This window comes from Pseudomonas syringae group sp. 26L6, from assembly GCF_032587815.1.
GTDB lineage: Bacteria > Pseudomonadota > Gammaproteobacteria > Pseudomonadales > Pseudomonadaceae > Aquipseudomonas > Aquipseudomonas amygdali.
This window is the reverse complement of record NZ_JAWHPJ010000027.1, coordinates 122,910-141,494: the sequence shown is the minus strand read 5'-3', so window position 1 is coordinate 141,494 and position 18,585 is coordinate 122,910. Positions and strand designations below refer to the sequence as shown.

The 18,585-nt window shown below is 58.7% G+C and carries 22 protein-coding genes; 12 read left to right on the top strand and 10 right to left on the bottom strand.

Features of this window, described 5'->3' with window-relative positions:
* Nucleotides 1–111: 111 nt before the first annotated feature.
* The 3 genes from RYA97_RS15035 to RYA97_RS15025 are packed head-to-tail and all read right to left on the bottom strand — an operon-like array spanning nt 112 to nt 1,213.
* The gene (locus RYA97_RS15035; RefSeq protein ID WP_044294108.1) at nt 112–741 is read right to left on the bottom strand and encodes an SOS response-associated peptidase; all 630 of its coding nucleotides are present in this window, start codon (nt 739–741) and stop codon (nt 112–114) included.
* Between the two features lie 29 nt (nt 742–770).
* Nucleotides 771–1,031 (bottom strand): DUF2007 domain-containing protein, encoded by a 261-nt coding sequence (locus RYA97_RS15030; RefSeq protein ID WP_002552182.1) that lies wholly within the window; start codon nt 1,029–1,031, stop codon nt 771–773.
* On the bottom strand, nt 1,031–1,213 hold the full coding sequence (locus RYA97_RS15025; protein WP_002552181.1) for a CPXCG motif-containing cysteine-rich protein: 183 nt from the start codon (nt 1,211–1,213) through the stop codon (nt 1,031–1,033). The genes RYA97_RS15030 and RYA97_RS15025 overlap by 1 nt, the downstream gene beginning before the upstream one ends.
* A 106-nt stretch (nt 1,214–1,319) precedes the next feature.
* Between RYA97_RS15025 and RYA97_RS15020 the strand changes: the two genes are divergently transcribed.
* Entirely contained in the window at nt 1,320–2,483 is a 1,164-nt protein-coding gene (locus tag RYA97_RS15020; RefSeq protein ID WP_010192881.1) for a 1-acyl-sn-glycerol-3-phosphate acyltransferase, read from the top strand.
* Nucleotides 2,484–2,763: 280 nt separating this feature from the next.
* Nucleotides 2,764–2,970 (top strand): hypothetical protein, encoded by a 207-nt coding sequence (locus RYA97_RS15015; RefSeq protein ID WP_002552179.1) that lies wholly within the window; start codon nt 2,764–2,766, stop codon nt 2,968–2,970.
* Nucleotides 2,971–3,059: 89 nt separating this feature from the next.
* Here RYA97_RS15015 and RYA97_RS15010 read toward each other — a convergent pair whose 3' ends face one another.
* Nucleotides 3,060–3,641 (bottom strand): YajG family lipoprotein, encoded by a 582-nt coding sequence (locus RYA97_RS15010; protein ID WP_002552178.1) that lies wholly within the window; start codon nt 3,639–3,641, stop codon nt 3,060–3,062.
* A 228-nt stretch (nt 3,642–3,869) separates the two neighbouring features.
* Here RYA97_RS15010 and RYA97_RS15005 point away from each other — a divergent pair, with 228 nt between their 5' ends.
* Nucleotides 3,870–4,103 carry a hypothetical protein gene (locus RYA97_RS15005; RefSeq protein ID WP_004659896.1) on the top strand — a complete coding sequence of 78 codons (234 nt, stop codon included), beginning with the start codon at nt 3,870–3,872 and terminating at the stop codon, nt 4,101–4,103.
* A 721-nt stretch (nt 4,104–4,824) separates the two neighbouring features.
* Nucleotides 4,825–6,333, top strand: coding sequence for a malate dehydrogenase (quinone) (gene mqo / locus RYA97_RS15000; protein ID WP_117139489.1), 1,509 nt, complete (start codon nt 4,825–4,827; stop codon nt 6,331–6,333).
* A gap of 102 nt (nt 6,334–6,435) precedes the next feature.
* On the opposite strand, the gene RYA97_RS14995 is transcribed toward mqo, so the two are convergent.
* On the bottom strand, nt 6,436–7,332 hold the full coding sequence (locus tag RYA97_RS14995; protein ID WP_054083671.1) for a homocysteine S-methyltransferase family protein: 897 nt from the start codon (nt 7,330–7,332) through the stop codon (nt 6,436–6,438).
* Between the two features lie 111 nt (nt 7,333–7,443).
* Here RYA97_RS14995 and RYA97_RS14990 point away from each other — a divergent pair, with 111 nt between their 5' ends.
* Together RYA97_RS14990 and RYA97_RS14985 are read left to right on the top strand one after the other, a co-directional pair.
* Nucleotides 7,444–8,265 (top strand): ABC transporter substrate-binding protein, encoded by an 822-nt coding sequence (locus tag RYA97_RS14990; RefSeq protein ID WP_002552174.1) that lies wholly within the window; start codon nt 7,444–7,446, stop codon nt 8,263–8,265.
* A complete protein-coding gene (locus tag RYA97_RS14985; RefSeq protein WP_057405219.1) occupies nt 8,262–9,095 on the top strand; it encodes an amino acid ABC transporter permease in 834 nt (277 codons plus the stop codon). Before RYA97_RS14990 ends, RYA97_RS14985 begins: the two co-directional genes overlap by 4 nt.
* 158 nt (nt 9,096–9,253) lie before the next feature.
* Here RYA97_RS14985 and RYA97_RS14980 read toward each other — a convergent pair whose 3' ends face one another.
* From RYA97_RS14980 to RYA97_RS14970, 3 genes are all read right to left on the bottom strand, one after another.
* Entirely contained in the window at nt 9,254–9,541 is a 288-nt protein-coding gene (locus RYA97_RS14980) for a PA4642 family protein (RefSeq protein ID WP_002552173.1), read from the bottom strand.
* A 66-nt stretch (nt 9,542–9,607) separates the two neighbouring features.
* A complete protein-coding gene (locus RYA97_RS14975) occupies nt 9,608–10,111 on the bottom strand; it encodes a hypothetical protein (RefSeq protein WP_005746210.1) in 504 nt (167 codons plus the stop codon).
* A 66-nt stretch (nt 10,112–10,177) separates the two neighbouring features.
* Complete coding sequence (locus RYA97_RS14970) at nt 10,178–10,735, bottom strand: hypoxanthine-guanine phosphoribosyltransferase (RefSeq protein ID WP_002552171.1); 558 nt, start codon at nt 10,733–10,735, stop codon at nt 10,178–10,180.
* A gap of 207 nt (nt 10,736–10,942) precedes the next feature.
* Between RYA97_RS14970 and upp the strand changes: the two genes are divergently transcribed.
* Together upp and RYA97_RS14960 are read left to right on the top strand one after the other, a co-directional pair.
* Nucleotides 10,943–11,581, top strand: a complete 639-nt coding sequence (upp, locus tag RYA97_RS14965) for a uracil phosphoribosyltransferase (protein WP_002552170.1) — start codon at nt 10,943–10,945, stop codon at nt 11,579–11,581.
* A gap of 4 nt (nt 11,582–11,585) precedes the next feature.
* Nucleotides 11,586–12,863: a uracil-xanthine permease family protein gene (locus RYA97_RS14960; protein WP_002552169.1), complete on the top strand. Its 1,278-nt coding sequence runs from the start codon at nt 11,586–11,588 to the stop codon at nt 12,861–12,863.
* Between the two features lie 188 nt (nt 12,864–13,051).
* On the opposite strand, the gene hemH is transcribed toward RYA97_RS14960, so the two are convergent.
* Nucleotides 13,052–14,074, bottom strand: a complete 1,023-nt coding sequence (gene hemH / locus RYA97_RS14955; RefSeq protein WP_004660393.1) for a ferrochelatase — start codon at nt 14,072–14,074, stop codon at nt 13,052–13,054.
* A 22-nt stretch (nt 14,075–14,096) separates the two neighbouring features.
* Complete coding sequence (locus RYA97_RS14950) at nt 14,097–14,999, bottom strand: TIGR01777 family oxidoreductase (RefSeq protein ID WP_002552166.1); 903 nt, start codon at nt 14,997–14,999, stop codon at nt 14,097–14,099.
* Nucleotides 15,000–15,287: 288 nt separating this feature from the next.
* Here RYA97_RS14950 and RYA97_RS14945 point away from each other — a divergent pair, with 288 nt between their 5' ends.
* From RYA97_RS14945 to RYA97_RS14930, 4 genes are all read left to right on the top strand, one after another.
* Nucleotides 15,288–16,274, top strand: coding sequence for an NAD(P)/FAD-dependent oxidoreductase (locus RYA97_RS14945; RefSeq protein WP_004660400.1), 987 nt, complete (start codon nt 15,288–15,290; stop codon nt 16,272–16,274).
* Entirely contained in the window at nt 16,271–16,486 is a 216-nt protein-coding gene (locus RYA97_RS14940; protein ID WP_044294115.1) for a TIGR02450 family Trp-rich protein, read from the top strand. Before RYA97_RS14945 ends, RYA97_RS14940 begins: the two co-directional genes overlap by 4 nt.
* Before the next feature lie 233 nt (nt 16,487–16,719).
* On the top strand, nt 16,720–17,676 hold the full coding sequence (locus tag RYA97_RS14935; protein ID WP_004663916.1) for a YbgA family protein: 957 nt from the start codon (nt 16,720–16,722) through the stop codon (nt 17,674–17,676).
* A 3-nt stretch (nt 17,677–17,679) separates the two neighbouring features.
* Nucleotides 17,680–18,582, top strand: coding sequence for a MerR family transcriptional regulator (locus RYA97_RS14930; protein ID WP_005733601.1), 903 nt, complete (start codon nt 17,680–17,682; stop codon nt 18,580–18,582).
* The last annotated feature ends 3 nt before the right edge of the window (nt 18,583–18,585 follow it).

Below are 18,585 nucleotides of genomic sequence, written 5' to 3'. Positions count from 1 at the left end.
CTTGGTCTTTGAGAGAGGTGGATGGTTCCCGCACGTATGTCCAGTTTGTATCAGATGCGCTTCAAGGCGGATATCGGATTTGTCTGATTCATCGGTCTTATCCCTGCCCGTCTAACTCAATGGCGTCAGACATTCAGGTGCATTGAGCTTCGGATCGTTGACCAGATTGGCCAGTGGTCGCTCTCGCAATGCGGTCTGCGGAGCTGCCAGCAACGCTTGCAGGGTCGGCAGCGGTGTGTCGGTAGCCAGCCAGGCTTTCTGGCCGATGGCATCCAGAATCAGCGGGCGACGCTGAGTCGCAGCCGCCTGCGTGACCACCGCCACGCTCAGGTAAGTATGCCCCTGCACCGGATAGGCTTCCCAGATGGCGGCGAAAAACAGCGCGGCGCCCTCCCCCGGCGTCAGCCAGAACGGACGCTTGCGCAGCGTGCCGCGCCACTCGTAAAAGCCGTTGGCGGGCAGCAGGCAGCGGCGATGGGTAAAGGCGTCACGAAACATGGGTTGCTCGGCCACGGTTTCGGCGCGTGCATGGGCGGGTGTTTTCGACAGATCGGTGAGCCAGGCCGGGGTCAAACCCCAACGCGCACGCACCAGCTCGATCCCGCCCTCGTTTTCAGCGGCACGCATGATCAACACCCAGTCGGCTGGCGAAATGTTCCATTGCGCCTGCTGGTCGGCGGGAAAACCGGGCAAGGCGGCAAAGGCAGGGGTCCAGCGAAACAGGGCGAAGCGTCCACACATGGGGGCTAATCAGACTCTATTGAAGGTGCTCAGCACACCAGTACATCGGGAAAGTCGTCCGGCTCATCGCCAGACAAGGGCGAAGCGCTATTGTACGCAGTGATCAGCTCGCGTGCCTGTTCGACCTGTGCGTCGTCGACCTTGAGCGCCAGAAGCCCCAGCCCCGGCAGCTCGCCCATCGCACCGAGCAGGTCGCGACCGGCCAGATGCGCCTCGATGCCTTCGCTGGCGAGCATCGCCAGCAGCAACTCGGCCTCCATGAGGTTCTCGGGCTCGTAGATCTTTTGCATCACTCGTTCTCGCTGCGAACATCCAGGTTCCAGTCTTCGCCGTCGGTCTGCAGATCGAAAATGATCGGGCGGCAACAGACCGGACAGTCTTCAATGTACTGTTGATCGCCACCGGACAGGTCCAGTACGGCCTCGACAGGTTCGCCGCAATAAGGGCAGTCGTAACTCTGTAATTCCTGCATCACGGTCTCCGGGATCAGTTATGCGTATAATTGCCCCATTCTTCAGAAGGCTGTTTTAACAAGTACGTCTTCTTTTTACCCTATCCGATTCCAACAAGAGAGCATGATGGGCGAATTTGATGCCATCCGACCGTACAACGATGCAGAAGTCCCCGCCGTCTTGGCACGCCTGCTGAGCGACAAAGCCTTTCTCGCAATTCTGACCCGATTCCGTTTTCCCCGCCTGGCGGGCGCATTCGGCTGGCTGCTGCAGCCGACCCTGGCGCGCAAGCTGCGTCGCGAGTTTGCCGGTATCGACTCGGTCGCCACGCTGCAGGACAAAGTCGAATATTACGTCGACCACACCATTGAGCGCGCCACGGACGGAGTCACCTACACCGGCGTCGAGCAGCTCAAGTCCGGTTGTGCCTATCTGTTTCTGGCCAACCACCGCGATATCGTCATGGACCCGGCGTTCGTCAACTATGCCGTGTACCACGCAGGCCTGCCAACTCCGCGCATTGCCATTGGCGACAACCTGCTGCAGAAGCCGTTTGTCAGCGATCTGATGCGCCTGAACAAGAGCTTCATCGTTCACCGTTCGATTATAGGGCGGCGCGAGAAAATGGCGGCTTACCAATTGCTGTCGGCGTATATCAACCACTCGATCACCAAGGATTGCCAGTCCATCTGGATCGCCCAGGCCGAAGGCCGCGCGAAGGATGGTGACGACCGCACCGAGTCGGCGATCCTCAAGATGTTCCACATGAGCCGCAAGGATGAACCGTTTGGCGACGTGATTCGTTCGCTGAACCTGATCCCGGTGTCGATCAGCTATGAGTACGATCCGTGCGACAGCGCCAAAGCGCGCGAGCTGTACATTCGTGCGACCACCGGCTCATACACCAAGACGCCGGGCGAAGACGACGTGAGCATTGCATTGGGCATCACTGGCTATAAAGGTCGCGTGCATGTGAACTTCGCGCCGCCGATCACCGAGCACTTTGAGGACACCAAGCAGCTGGCTATCGAAATGGACCGGCAGATTCTAGGCGGCTATCGTCTGTTCCCGGTGCATTACCTGGCGTACGCGCAATGGAGCGACGCCGACCCGAGCCTCGACGTACCGCCAGCGTCCGCAGTGTTTGCGGCCGACGAACTCGAACGCGCCAAAGATGAATGGGAAGGTCGCCTGGCAGGCGTGCCGACCGAGCATCGCCCTTACCTGATTCAGCAGTACGCGACACCGGTACGCAACCAATATCGGGTCAAGGCCGGGTTGGCGCTTTAAGAACCGGAACGTCTATCGTGCCCATGCTCCGCGTGGGTACGCCGTTCTGGACGCTCGTCAGCGCGCCGTGACGCAGAGCGTCACCCAAGGCATTCCTACGCTGGAGCGTGAGGAACGATAGGTGTACGGGAGAGCACGTATCATGTCCGTGCTCCGCATATTCATGCAGCCCCCGAAACATCCCGCATGACAATTCGCTGCCGCTGTCACCCAAGCGTAACGTGACACCCTCATTGTGTGGCTCCTCGAGAAACGGACTTCCCTCTTTTTGGAGCTTGTCATGCTGCACGCAAAAAATCAGGATCGCCTTTACCTCATCGCCCAGAGCGATGAACAGCAGGAGTTGATCGACGGTCTGGCCTTCAACGTTCAGGACCGCCACTGGCTGGTCTATTGTGCACTGGGCGGGCACGTTCATCATGACCTGCCGGATATGGATCAGAACACCGGTTTCAGTTTTCTGGATTTTTATCAGCAGGCGGCTTGAGCCTGACCACGGCCTCACGGCCTATACCGAATAAAGCAAAAAGCCCGGCCCCTTCAACAAGGGCCGGGCTTTTTGTCTAGCGCTGAAGCTTACTGCGCCAGGGTCGAACCGATGGTCGGGTCCTGGAAGACGCGGGTCAGTGCATCGCTCAACACGTCACTCACCAGCTTGGTGTTGGTTTCCTGGTTCGGAGCCATGCCGAAACGCTGATCCAGCGATGCTGCGTAACGGCCACTGTAGCTGCGACCGTTATTACGTACGTCAGCGCGGAATGTCGAGCTGATGGTGGCTTCAGTCACGTACAGACCTTCTTTGGGCGACTGGTACTTCAAGTCTGCCAGGGTCACGGTCAACTGCGGAGCGTTGCCACCCTGAGTCGGCGTAAAGCCCAACAGGCGTACTGCCGCCTCGGCCTGAGCCTGGAGCTTGGGAACGATATCCGCACCGTTGACGCTGATGGCGCTGGTTTCCGGGTACATACCGCCACGCGTGCCCAGCGTCGGGCCAGGACGGCCATCGACTACGCGCACCACCACAGGCTGACCACGTCCTACGGCCGCAAGCTGTGCGTTGAGCTTGGGAGTGGGGCTGAGTTGTTGCGGACTGTGGGCACAGCCCACCAGGGTCAAACTGCTTACAGCAAGCAAACCGAACAAAATGCGACGCAGCATGCTCATTTCTCCATGGGCCAGACACTGAATGTGCCGCAGTATAGCGGCCAGCAACAGCCGCTAACCAGAGGGCGCTGACCGTTAAGCCTCGGACATTCGGCACGTCTCGGGGTTCAGGCAGCAGCTCAGGCAATGATTCGTGCAGCGCAGTGTAATCAGGGCGTCACATCCAGTCGGCAGACTCGCCCTCATCGCACAGACGCTCATCCACGTCACAGGAGCTGCGCCATGAATCTGTTCCGGTCTTTGTTCACCACACGCCACCAGCATCGCCATTACGCACGCATTGATCAGACGGGCATCTGCCGCGCATTCAAGCATTGTGCGCAACGCCCGTCTGGCGTCGAATGGGTGGAAGTGAACGAGCAACGACTTGCCTGGCTGAACCAGCCACTGCCCGCCAGCGCCCGAGTGGCGCAGCGTAGCGCGCGTTCAACGCGCGGCCAGCTGCTCACCGCCTGACCCGACAGCGAATAAAAGTCATTTAAAGCGATCAATTCCTGCCATTTCATCGCTATAATCTCCCCCCGATTATAAGGACGTCTCCTGATCGGGCCTCGCAGCATTGCTAATCGCCGTATTAGCGCCTTCGTACTGCCCACAGAGAGCCGCCCATACAGGTCATGTGCGCACGAGTGTGCTCGATGAAAGGTGAAGAATGCTCGAATCGTATCGAACCTTTCTCGCCCGCCAGCGCCTCACTCTTGGTGCCCCTGACCTGCCAGCGCTGTCATCGCAGCCATTTTGAGGTTTGGTTCACGTTCCCAAAAGGACGTGAAAAACGGGTTTCACTACTTCACAAGAGTGTGGCGAGCAAATGAATAGGTACGCGTTTGTAAATGCACCATCAGCCTCTGAACCGGCTCTCTTGAACAGGACTGACCGCGACTGCGCCTCCATGACCGGAGCCTGACGCCATCGACAGGAGCCCATCGGGCGATGGGCTCTCTGACGATGGTCGAATGGCCTTGCAGGCCTGGAAATGCGTTCATGAAACATTGATGAACCATGACCGGGCCTGACCGGGACCTGCGCTTTAGATGCGGAAAATTGCGAAGAATCGGTCAGGCGATCCTGGCCAGGAAAGCGAGGGCACCCTTTTGATCCAGACCCCGAACACCTGGCAACCAGCCTCAGGATCGTATGCCGTCAATTTGGTGCTGCAGATTTTGGAGACGCGTTAATGGCGCATAACGAAGCAGTCGACGTAGTACTGGTCGGAGCGGGCATCATGAGTGCCACTCTGGCGGTATTGCTCAAGGAGCTCGACCCCGGCCTCAAGCTGGAAGTCGTTGAGCTGATGGACTCCGGTGCTGCGGAGAGTTCCAACCCGTGGAACAACGCCGGTACCGGCCACGCTGGTCTGTGCGAGCTGAACTACACGCCGCCTGCGGCTGATGGCTCCATCGACATCAAGAAAGCGGTGCACATCAACACCCAGTTCGAAGTCTCGAAACAGTTCTGGGCTTACCTGGCGCGCAAAGGCACCTTCGGTTCAGCCCGTTCCTTCATCAATCCGGTCCCGCACCTGAGCTTTGTGCAAGGCGAAAACGGCATCTCGTTCCTCAAGACCCGTTTTGAAGCCATGAGCAAGCATCACGCCTTCTCGTCGATGGAATACACCGAAGACAAGGCAAAGCTGGCCGAGTGGATGCCGCTGATGATGCCTGGGCGGCCTGCTGATGAAAGAATTGCCGCAACACGCATGATGAACGGCACCGACGTCAATTTTGGCGCACTGACCAATCAACTGCTCAGCCATCTGTCCAGCGCTCCGGGCACGCAGATCAAGTACCGCAGCCGGGTCACCAACCTGACCCGCAACGGCGCAGGCTGGACAGTGAGCGTCAAGGACGTGAATGGCGGCGGCACACGTGAGATAGATGCCAAATTCGTATTCCTCGGTGCAGGTGGCGCAGCATTGCCGCTGCTGCAACTGTCGGGCATCGAAGAGAGCAAGGGTTTTGGTGGCTTCCCGGTGAGCGGCCAGTGGCTGCGTTGCGACAACCCGGAAGTGGTCAAACACCATCAGGCCAAGGTCTATAGCCAGGCAGCCGTGGGTTCGCCGCCCATGTCGGTGCCGCACCTGGACACCCGCGTCGTCGACGGTAAGAAGTCCCTGCTGTTCGGACCGTATGCCGGCTTCACCACCAAGTTCCTCAAGCACGGTTCGTTTCTCGACCTGCCGTTATCGGTACGCGTCGCCAACATCAAACCGATGCTGGCAGTGGCCCGTGACAACATGGACCTGACCAAGTACCTGGTCAGCGAAGTGATGCAATCGATGGAGCAACGCCTGGAATCGCTGCGCCGCTTCTATCCGGAAGCGAAAGCCGAAGACTGGCGTCTCGAAATTGCCGGCCAGCGGGTGCAGATCATCAAGAAAGATGCAAAAAAAGGCGGCGTGCTGCAATTCGGTACCGAGCTGGTGTCCGCAAAGGACGGCTCACTGGCCGCCCTGCTGGGTGCTTCGCCGGGGGCTTCTGTCACCGTGTCGATCATGCTGGAACTGCTGGAACGCTGCTTCCCGGAGAAAACCCGAACCGAGTGGGCTGCCAAACTCGACGAGATTTTCCCGGCTCGGGAAAAGATCCTCGAAACCGACGCGCAGTTGTATAACCGCATCAGCGCCCAGAATGACGAGGCGCTGGAGCTGATCGAGAAAAGCAGTCAGGAACAGAGTTTCGCCTGAGCTGATTGCGGTGCCATGAGAGCCCTGCGCATCTGACACGCTGTATAAACAAAAAGCCCCGTGGCTCTGCCGAGTCACGGGGCTTTTTGTTGCGAATGTCAGTCAGAGGCTTTTGGACAATACAGCGATGTGCTCCGGACCAATTCCGCAGCAGCCGCCGATGTGTGTGGCACCGCGCGTTACCCAATCTGCCGCCCACTGTTGATAACCCTGCGGGTCAAGGTCTTCGCGCAGCTCATCCAGACCGTCGTTGGCCTTGGCGTCCTTGGGTTGCGGCGGGAAAGCGTTGGCGTAGGCACCAATGGCAATGTCGACGTTCAGGGCTTTGAACACCTCACGCGCCGCATCGATTGCACCGCCGATCACCTCTGGCTGGCTGCAATTGAACAGCAGCGTCGCCACGCCCATCCCGGCGGCAGCCTTTGCCGCGTCGGCAACGGGCTCGCCTGAACGCAAACGCGGCACCTCATCGGTGTCTTCATCCTGAAGGGTAAACGACAACCAGAACGGTTTGCCGTCATTGGGCAGCCCGGCGCGGATGGTTTGCGCTTCAAGAATGCAGCTTTGCGTCTCGGCCAGCCACAGATCGACATACGGCGACAAGCCGGCCACCAGCGGCCTCAGGACATCGGCGGCCAGCTCCGGCTTGTACAGGTCAGGGCGATAGGAGCCGAACAATGGAGGAATGGAACCTGCCACCTGTGCACGTCCGCCAGAAGCGTCGGCCGACTCACGCGCCAGTTGCCCGGCCAGCGCAGCCAATGCCTGACCTTCACGGGCAAAGCGCTCTTCACCAATATGGAAAGGCACGACGGCATAGCTGTTACTGGTGATGACCTGAGCACCACTTTCGATGTAAGCGGCGTGTACCGCACTGACGGCCTCAGGTGCCTCGCTCAATGCCAGAGCCGACCATTCAGGCTGGCGAAACGGGGCACCGCGACGCTGCAGTTCACGGCCCATGCCGCCATCAAGAATTACAGTTGTGCCTTGCGTCATATGTGATCTGCTTATATGTATATGAAAAAAACTCATTATGAGTCAGTCTTGTATAACGTATTTAATACGGCCCTTTAATCAAACTACAAACACTTTTTTCAGGGGATATCTGTGAATTATCGCGCTCTGCTGGGCATTGGCCTGGTCACTCTGGCTGCCTCCACTCAAGCCCTGGCCGGTGCCACGCTGGATCGCGTGCAGAAAAACAAAGAGCTGGTCAACGTCCTGATGGAAAGTTACCCGCCCTTCTCTTTCCTGAATGACAAGAACGAACTGGACGGTTTCGACGTGGATGTCGCCAAGGCCGTGGCGCAAAAGCTGGGCGTCAAGTTGCGCCTCGAAACGCCCTCCTGGGATGTCATCGCCGCAGGCCACTGGAGCGGCCGTTACGACATCTGCGTATGCTCGATGACCCCGAGCAAGGCACGCGCTGAAGTCTTCAACTTCCCGGTCGAGTATTACGCATCGCCTGCGGTGATTGTGGTCAACGCCTCGGATGATCGCATTCATTCGGCCAAAGACCTGAGCGGCAAGAAAGTCGGCCTGACCAGCGCCTCAAGCTACGAAAGCTACCTGAACAAGAATCTGGTCATCGATGGTGCGGAAGACAAGCCACTGCAGTACCCGTTCGACGACGTGCAGATTGCCCCGTACGACAACGACAATGTGGCGTTTCAAGACCTGGGGCTGGGCGCTGGCAAGCGGCTGGACGCCATACTGACCAATCTGGTGACGGCAAAACCGCGTCTGGACCAGGACAAGCGCTTCAAGCTGGCAGGCGAAACGCTGTACGAAGAACCCAACTCCGTGGCCATCGAAAAGGACGACCCGGAATGGGACGCCAAGGTTCGCGAAGTGTTCGCCGAACTCAAGAAAGACGGCACGCTGAGCAAGCTGTCGCAAAAGTGGATCGGTGCTGATATCAGCAAATGACTTCTTTCCAGCCCCAGCGCCCACCCGAGCAGGCTGATCAAGGCCTGCTCAAGCGAGTTTTCGGTTTCCGTACGCGGCTGTACCTGACCTGGCTGGTCATGTTCGCGCTGTTCGCCGGCTTCTTTCTGAGTTTCGATCTGAAGCTGTCGATCATCCTCGACAAACTGCCGAATCTGATCGGGCTGCATCTGGCCCCCAACGGCTTTCTGCAGGGCGCGGCGCTGACATTGTTCGTGTCAGTGTGCTCGATCGTGGTCTCGGTGGCGCTCGGCTTTGTCACGGCACTCGCGCGGCTTTCCAGCAGCGCGGTGGCGTTCGGCATCGCCAGCTTTTACGCCTCGTTCTTTCGCGGCACGCCGCTGCTGATCCAGATTCTGCTGATCTATCTCGGCTTGCCGCAACTGGGCATCGTGCCCGGCGCCATCACGGCGGGGGTTATTGCGCTGTCGCTCAACTACGGGGCTTACCTGAGCGAGATTTTTCGCGCTGGAATCATCGGCGTCGCAGCCGGACAGCGAGAAGCCGCACTGGCCCTGGCATTGCGCTCTGCGCAGATATTCTGGCGCGTCACCCTGCCCCAGGCCATGCGCACGATCATTCCGCCGACCACCAACCAGTTCATCTCCATGCTCAAGGATTCGTCACTGATTTCAGTGATGGGCGTCTGGGAGGTGATGTTTCTGGCCCAGTCGTATGGCCGCTCCAGCTATCGATACATCGAAATGCTGACCACCGCAGCGGTGCTGTACTGGATCATGTCGATCGGCCTGGAGCTGTTGCAGTCCAGGCTGGAACGGCATTACGGCAAGGCGTATCAGGCGCGCAAATAGGGCTGAAACGTTGGTTGATTAACTGATAATACATATTACTGTGGGAGCGAGCTTGCTCGCGAAGAGGCGCGTCATTCACAAAGGATTTATCGTCCGAAATAAAGCCTTTGCGAACAAGTTCGCTCCCACCTGAAAAGCGTTTCAGCCAAATTCAGGTTTCAACTACGGGCTTTTTCGATCAGTTCGATGTATTCATCGGCGTTGCGCTGATCCTTGATCAGGGCAATGAAGTCGTTGCCGTGCTCGTCCTTGCCATCAAAGTCGTGGCCCGCTTCCCTGAAAAAAACCAGAAAGCGCTCAAAATCGTTGATGCGCAGCCCACGGTAGGCCTTGATCAGTTTGTGCAGCGACGGCGAGGTAGCATCATAGGGCTCGAAGTCGAGGAACAGTTTGATCTGCTCATCGCCGATCTCATCGCCAATCAGCTGCTTCTTATCTTTACGCATTACAGGCTCCAGCAGGTCGCAGACACTTTCACGGGCGGGCAGTTTACCCCTCGGCAAGCACAGCGCTCAACGCGCACGTGCAGAGGTGGTATGCAAATCGGCCCAGATATGCCCGTTGGCGTAACTGAGGAACTGGCAATAAACCTTCTCGTTGCGCAGCAAGTCGACCAGCACGCGGTACTGGGCCAATGGGTAATAAAGCGTCAGGGTGCTGGTTGGCTCGTCGTAGGTCGGTTTTTTCAGGCTTTTGCTGTCGCCACCATCAAAGTGCACAAGCACTTGAGAAATGGACGCGCCCTTGTTCAGCGACTTGCCTTTGAGGCGCAACGACAGCGGGGAAGTAACCGGAATCGGCTGCTGGCTGGATTGCCGCTGGTTACCGGCAACGATGGTGTACTCGGTGACACGCATCAACTGTTGCTGCTCGGGCGCACCCTCACGCAGGCTCAGGTCATCAGGCGGCAGATATTGCTCATGCATCGGGCTGGCCGATACCGGCGCAGCAGGTGCAGCAACTGCCAGACCAGACAACAGCACCAACACAAAAGCGCCGGGAATCAGTAGCTTCATTGAGGGTTTCCAGATAATTGCGAATCGACAACCGCTCCTTTTTGCAGAAGCGGTCGTCAGAATGCCTTACATCCCTTTGACGGCATAGATGCCGGCAGCATTACGCCAGTAGCCTTTGTAGTCCATACCGAAACCGAAGATGTAACGGTCGATGCATGGCAGGCCTACGTAGTCGGCTTTCAGGTCCGGGCGGGCCTTGCGGTCGTGGTCTTTATCGATCAGCACGGCAGTGTGCACAGCGCGGGCACCGGCGTGTTTGCAGAAGTCGATGATGGCGCCCAGGGTGTGACCTTCATCGAGGATGTCGTCGATGATCAGCACGTCACGGTCGATGAACGATACTTCGGGTTTGGCTTTCCAGAACAGATCGCCGCCAGTGGTTTCGTTGCGATAGCGTGTTGCGTGCAGGTAGGACGCTTCCAGCGGGAAGTTCAGATGAGTCAGCAGCTTGCCAGAGAAAATCAGGCCGCCATTCATCACGCAGAACACAACCGGGTTGCGTTCGGCCAGTTCGGCATTGATCTGCGCGCCGACGCGGGCAATGGCAGCATCCACTTCGGCCTCGGTGTACAGGCAGTCGGCTTCGCGCATGATTTGACGGATATGCTCGAGATCAGCGGACATGACGCTCTCCAGGTAAGGCAGTTTGAGAAAAGCGGGCAAAGGTACGCATCCGTTCAAGCCAGAGCAAGTGATTCTGGACTAACGTTGCGAGTGTCTTGCAAAAGCCGCGAACGTCGAAGCTTCGTAACGATACTGCACGTGCTTTAAGACAGTAACAGCTGAATAGATTAACCTAGACCGATTTTTGCCCCGCTGGAGCCTTTCCCCATGCCTATTCGTGAGATCCGTCACCCACTGATCCGCCACAAACTCGGCCTTATGCGCCGTGCCGACATCAGCACCAAGAATTTTCGTGAGCTGGCTCAGGAAGTCGGCGCACTGCTGACCTACGAAGCCACCGCCGACCTGACCCTGGAAAACTACGACATTCAGGGCTGGGCCGGTACGGTTTCAGTCGAGAAAATCGCGGGCAAGAAAATCACTGTCGTGCCGATCCTGCGCGCCGGTATCGGCATGCTCGACGGCGTCCTCAGCCTGATTCCGGGTGCCAAGGTCAGCGCGGTCGGCGTGGCCCGCAACGAAGAAACTCTGCAAGCGCATACCTATCTGGAAAAGCTGGTGCCGGAAATCGACGAGCGCCTGGCAATGATCATCGATCCGATGCTGGCCACCGGCAGCTCGATGGTCGCCACCATTGACCTGCTGAAGAAGGCTGGCTGCAAGGAAATCCGCGCGATGGTTCTGGTCGCGGCACCTGAAGGCATCGCGGCCGTAGAGAAGGCACACCCGGACGTGATGATCTACACCGCCTCCATCGACGAGCGTCTGAACGAACACGGTTACATCATTCCGGGCCTGGGCGATGCCGGTGACAAGATTTTCGGCACCAAACAGAAGGACGCGTAACCCGATGACGCAGCAGGAGTTCAACGATCCACTGTGGCGCACGATTCTTTCCGGCGCGCAAATGCTGTTCGTGGCCTTTGGCGCACTGGTATTGATGCCGCTGATCACCGGGCTCGATCCAAACGTGGCGCTGTTTACGGCAGGCCTTGGCACATTGCTGTTCCAGATTGTCACCGGGCGTCAGGTGCCGGTGTTTCTGGCCTCGAGCTTTGCGTTCATCACCCCGATCATCCTCGCCAAGGGCCAGTTCGGTCTGGCCGCGACCATGGGTGGCGTGATGGCGGCAGGCTTCGTCTACACCTTTCTCGGTCTGGCGGTGAAGATCAAGGGCACAGGTTTCATCGACCGGCTGCTGCCTCCGGTGGTGATAGGGCCGGTGATTATTTCCATCGGTCTGGCCATGGCCCCGATTGCGGCCAACATGGCGATGGGCAAGACCGGCGACGGCGTAGTGCTGATTCCTTATCAGACCGCCATGCTGATTTCGATGCCCGCGTTGCTCACGACTCTGATCGTGGCGGTGTTCGGCAAAGGCATTTTCCGTCTGGTGCCAATTATCTCAGGTGTGCTGGTGGGCTTTGCGCTGTCGTTCTACTTTGGCGTGGTCGACACTAAAAAGATTGCTGACGCGGCCTGGCTGGCACTGCCGCACTTCACCGCACCGGAATTCAATTGGCAGGCGATTCTGTTCATCGTCCCGGTTGCTCTGGCCCCGGCCATCGAGCACATCGGCGGCGTGATCGCAGTCGGCAGTGTGACCGGACGCGACTACCTGAAAAAGCCGGGCCTGCATCGCACGCTGTTCGGTGATGGCATCGCCACGACAGCGGCAGGCCTGTTTGGCGGCCCGCCCAACACCACTTACGCCGAAGTGACCGGCGCAGTGATGCTGACCAAGAACTACAACCCGCAGATCATGATCTGGGCGTCGTTCTTCGCCATAACACTGGCATTCATCGGCAAGTTCGGTGCGTTGCTGCAGAGTATTCCGGTGCCGGTAATGGGCGGGATTCTGTGCCTGCTGTTCGGTTCGATTGCAGCGGTGGGGATGAACACGCTGATCCGCCACAAGATCGACCTGGCCGAAGCACGCAACCTGGTCATCGTCTCGGTGACGCTGGTATTCGGGATCGGCGGCGTACTGATCGGCACCGGCAACGGTCCGAACGACTTTGGCCTGAAGGGCATCGCCCTGTGCGCCATCACCGCGATCATCCTCAATCTGGTCCTGCCGGGACATGACAGCTGGAAGCGCAACAAGCCGGATGATCAGTTGCTGTAATGGCTGGAGCGTGAGGCACGATAGTTTGACTATCGTGCGACGCTCCGCGTCGGCATGCCGTTCTGGACGCTTCGCGTCCGATTTTGAAGCTGTGGCGCTGCACAGACCTGTGACGCAGAGCGTCACCCAAGGCATTCCCACGCTGGAGCGTGAGGAACGATAGTTCTGCGACTATTGCGTGCGGCGCATCACAGCATCAGCGGTGCGCGCTCGCATAGTCTGTTCAGCTCTTTCGCCCAGTTGGGGTCGTCGTTCAGGCACGGCACCAGCACCAGTTCCTCTCCCCCCGCTTCCTTGAACTGCTCGGCACCACGGTCGCCGATCTCTTCCAGGGTCTCTATGCAGTCAGCCACGAATGCCGGGCACATGACCAGCAGCCTTTTCACGCCCTGCGCAGCCAGTTCGTCGAGACGCGCCTCGGTGTAGGGTTCGATCCACTTGGCACGCCCCAGACGTGACTGAAACGACACAGACCATTTGCCGTCAGGAATGCCCATGCGCTTGGCGAACGCCGCCGCCGATTGTATGCACTGGGCGCGGTAGCAGGTGGCAAGTACTTCGGCAGGCGCGGTCATGCAGCAATCGTCCTTGAGGCAGTGCTTGCCGGTCGGGTCGAGCTTGTGCAGATGCCGCTCGGGCAAACCATGAAAACTCAACAACAAGTGGTCGTAAGGTTGTTCCAGATGCGGCCTCACGCTCTCCACCAGCGCACTCAGGTATTCAGGCTGATCGTAGAACGGCTGCAAAACCGAGAACTGCATCTTCAACGATTTGGCGCGCACCACGCGCTTGGCCTCTTCAATCACAGTGGTCACTGTGCTGTCGGCAAACTGTGGATAGAGCGGCGCCAGAGTGACTTTCTTGAAGCCCTGCTCTGACAGGCGCGTCAGCACCGTTTCGATAGACGGCTCGCCATAGCGCATCGCCAGCTCGACCGGCCCGTGCGACCACTCTTTTTTCATCGCCTGCTGCAGGCGCTTGCTCAGCACCACCAGCGGCGAACCTTCATCCCACCAGATGGACGCATAGGCATGCGCGGACTGCTCTGGTCGTTTGATCAGAATCAGCGAGACCAGCAGCCTGCGAACGGGCCACGGCAGGTCGATCACATAAGGATCCATCAGGAACTGGTTCAGATAGCTGCGCACATCTGCCACTTGAGTAGAAGCAGGCGAACCCAGATTGACCAGCAACAAAGCGTGATCGGTCATGCAACATCCTATTTCAAAGCGTTCAGTGGCGACCCAGCAAATCTTGCAGGGCAGTGTCGAGTTCGGTGTACTTGAATGTGAAACCGGCTTTCTGCAAACGCTCTGGCCGGGCACGCTGACCACCGAGCAGCAGCACCGAAAGCTCGCCCAGCAATACTTTCAGGGCCAGCGCAGGCATAGGCATGAATGCCGGTCTATGCAGAATACCTGCCAGTGCCTTGGCAAACTGACGATTGCGCACCGGTGATGGCGCACAAACATTATAAGGACCCTTTGCTTCATTCAGATTCAACAGAAAATCAATCGCCGCAATTTGATCGTCAATATGAACCCAGGGCATCCACTGCCTGCCATTGCCAATAGGCCCGCCCATGCCGAATTTGAAGGGCGGCAACAGGCGTTGCAGGAAGCCGGCGCGGTCCGACAGCACCAGCCCGGTACGGATCAGCACCACGCGCACACCCAGCGACTCGGCACGTTGCGCGGTTTCTTCCCAGGCGTTGCACAGCTGACTGGCAAAATCTTCTTTGGCAGGCAGTGAAGTTTCATCGATTTCACGCTCGCCGCTGTCGCCGTACCAGCCGACCGCAGAACCGGAAATCATCAGCGCAGGTTTTTGCGAGCGGGTGCCCAGCCAGGTCAGCAGTTGTTCGGTCAGCCCGATGCGGCTGTCCCACAGCAGCAGGCGACGCTTGCGGGTCCAGGGGCGATCCGCAATAGGCGCGCCCGCCAGATTGACGATTGCATCCACCGGCTGCGCACCCAGCTCATCAAGGCTGGCAATGCCACGCACCGAGGCGCCGCATAGCTCGGCGACATCGGCGGGTTTTCGGCTCCATACCGTCAGTTCATGGCCCTGAGCAGACCAGAAACGGCAGAGCGCTCGTCCTATCAAACCAGTACCACCGGTCAGCAATATGTGCATGGCAGATAACCTCGCGTGGCGTACGTGACAATTGAGTAGTCTTATTTTTACCAGTGACGATCTCCGTGACGCTTGTCCGGAAAACGAAACTGTCAGTTGAACCATAGGCCACAGCTTAATGGAGCGCAGCCATGAGGCCCTTGCCTTTATGGCTGCCCCGTTCGACCCTCAAAGCAGCAATGTGACTCAACAGGCAAATTCCAAAACCACTGCAAGTTATACCAAAGAAGAAGATTGTACAGGTTTTAACTACGGCGTAGTCTGTACAGACAAGGTAACGAGGCCCCTATGACTGTCCCTATCGCAATCATCGGTACCGGTATCGCCGGACTCTCAGCAGCCCAGGCGCTTACATCCGCCGGGCATCAGGTGCACCTTTTCGACAAAAGCCGCGGCAGCGGCGGTCGAATGTCCAGCAAGCGCAGCGACGCAGGTTCGCTGGACATGGGTGCACAATATTTCACCGCTCGTGACCGGCGTTTCGCCACCGCCGTGAAGCAATGGCAGGCTCAAGGGCATGTCGCCGAGTGGACGCCCTTGCTCTACAACTTTCACGGCGGCAGGCTCAGCCCATCGCCGGATGAGCAGGTGCGCTGGGTGGGCGAGCCAGGCATGAGCGCCATCACCCGGGCCATGCGCGGCGACTTGCCAGTGTCATTCTCGTGCCGCATCACCGATGTGTTTCGCGGGGAGCAGCACTGGAACCTACTTGATGCCGAAGGCGAAAACCACGGCCCTTTCAGCCATGTGATCATCGCCACCCCGGCGCCGCAGGCCACTGCTCTGCTGGCTGCCGCACCGAAGCTGGCAAGTGTCGTGGCAGGCGTCAAGATGGACCCGACCTGGGCAGTGGCCCTGGCCTTCGAAACACCCTTGCAAACGCCCATGCAGGGTTGCTTCGTGCAGGACAGCCCGCTTGACTGGCTGGCCCGCAACCGCAGCAAACCGGGGCGCGACGACACGCTCGATAGCTGGGTCCTGCACGCCACCAGCCAATGGAGTCGGCAGAACCTCGACGCTTCCAGAGAACAGGTTATCGAACACTTGCACGGCGCATTTGCGGAATTGATCGATTGCGCCATGCCCGCGCCGGTATTCAGCCTGGCGCACCGCTGGCTGTATGCACGACCTGCCGGCTCTCATGAATGGGGCGCGCTGTCGGATGCCGACCTGGGCATTTATGTCTGTGGCGACTGGTGCCTGTCGGGTCGCGTCGAAGGCGCCTGGCTGAGTGGCCAGGAAGCGGCACGCCGACTGCTGGAACACCTGCAATGAATCAGATCAACCCTCGCAAACTGCTGCTGTCGAAATGGACCGCAGCCACCCCGCTCAACCGGGAAAAACATTTTCTGGTGACTGAGCTGTTCAAGGATGAAGAAGGCACTGTGCTGGAAATCGCACTGCAGGCCGTGCTGACCCAGCGCAGCGAACGACTGCCGTGGCAGGTGCTGCAGCAGGCGGATACATGGCGGATGGGCTGGAAGTAGCGGGTTTGCCCGGATTCAGATGATTATCGTGCCGATGCTCCGCGTCGGCACGCAGTTCGTGACGCTCTGCGTCACAGGATGCGTGCGAACGCAGCTTTGGCACTGGCCAGTTCAGAGCAGTCTTCAAAACCCTCTACAAAGAATTTGACTTGTACACCTATCCCCCTATGATGAAGACAAGTTGTACAGCGCGAACTATCTGTACAAGTCTTCTGTAGAGGTGACCGATGCCAATGTCCGCAATCGAAAAACCCAAGCTCGGCATCAGTGCCTGCCTGATGGGTGCCGAGGTTCGTTTCAATGGCGGCCACAAGGAGTCCCATCTGTGCACGCGGGCACTGAGCAAGTATTTTGATTTCGTCCAGGCGTGCCCCGAGGTCGCTATCGGCATGGGCATCCCGCGCGAGCCGATCAGGCTGGTGGGCGACGCGGAAAACCCCAAGGCGCTGGGCACCGTCAATCGTGAGCTGGACGTTACCGAGGCGCTCGCCAATTACGGCATACAGATGGCCGAGGAGCTGGGTGATATCTGTGGTTACATTTTCATGCAGAAATCCCCGTCCTGCGGCCTGGAGCGAGTCAAGGTCTACCGCGAAAACGGCGCCCCGGTAGACGGTGGCGGTCGTGGTATCTACGCGCAGGCCTTTTGCGAGCGCCACCCCAACCTTCCGGTCGAGGAAGACGGGCGTCTGAATGACGCTGTGCTGCGGGAAAATTTCGTGACCCGCGTGTTTGCCTATGCCGCCTGGCAGCAATTGTTGAAAGACGGCGTCACCCGGCGTGCACTGACCGAATTTCACTCGCGCTACAAATACCAGCTGATGGCCAATGACCCGGTGCAATACAAGGCACTGGGCAAAATGCTTGGCAGCATGGGCCGCACCGACCCGAACGAAATCGCACCGCTGTATTTCAGCGAGCTGATGGCGGCGCTGAAGAAGTGCGCAACGCGTCGCACTCATACCAACGTCCTGCAACACCTGTGCGGCTACTTGAAACAAACCATCAGTGCCGAGGACAAGCAGGAAATTCAGGAAGTGATCAGCCAGTATCACCAGGGCATCGTCCCCCTGATCGTACCGCTGACCCTGCTCAAGCATCACTTTCGCCAACATCCGGATCCGTATGTAGCGCTGCAGGTGTACATGCAGCCCCATCCGGAAAACCTCAGCCTGCGTAATGCGATTTGACTCATGAATGAAACAGACACAGAGGTGCCGGGCGACTGGCTGCCTATACGCGAGGTCGCAAGGCAGACAGGCGTCAACGCCGTTACCTTGCGCGCCTGGGAACGCCGTTACGGACTGATCGTTCCGCACCGCACCGCCAAAGGCCATCGGCTGTATTCGGACGAGCATGTGCAGCGCGTCATGAAGATTCTGACCTGGCTCAACCGTGGCGTCTCCGTGAGCCAGGTCAAAGGCCTGATCGATGACAACCGTCAGGACGCCCTGCCGCCGACCAACGACTGGGACGCCTTGCGTCAGACCCTGCTGGTGGCGATCGGCGAGTTGGCTGAACGCCGGGTTGATGACGTGTTCAATCAGGCGATGTCGCTGTACCCGCCACGCACATTGTGCGAACAGCTGCTGTTGCCGCTGCTTGCCGAACTGGAGCAGCGCTGGCAAGGCAAGTTCGGCGCACAGCTGGAGCGCACTTTTTTCTACTCTTGGCTACGCAGCAAGTTTGGCGCGCGAATCTATCACAACAATCGCCAGCTCAATGGCAGCCCTTTGCTGCTGGTCAATCAGTCCGATCTGCCGCTGGAACCACACCTGTGGCTCGCGGCCTGGCTGGTGAGCAGTGCCGACTGCCCGGTCGAGGTGTTCGACTGGCCATTGCCGGTCGGTGAGCTGGCGCTGGCCGCGGAATACCTTAAGCCACGTGGCATATTGCTCTACTCCAGCAAAGCCCTGAATGTGGCCCAACTACCCCGCTTGCTGGCCAATATCACCTGCCCCGTGGTGCTGAGCGGACCAACGGTGCAGATCCATAACGCCGAGCTGCTCGTACAGGCTAGCGAGATAGCTGGACTGACCCTTGCCCACGACGCACTCGGCGCGCAGATAGAGCTGGGCAAGCTCGGACTTATCTAAGGA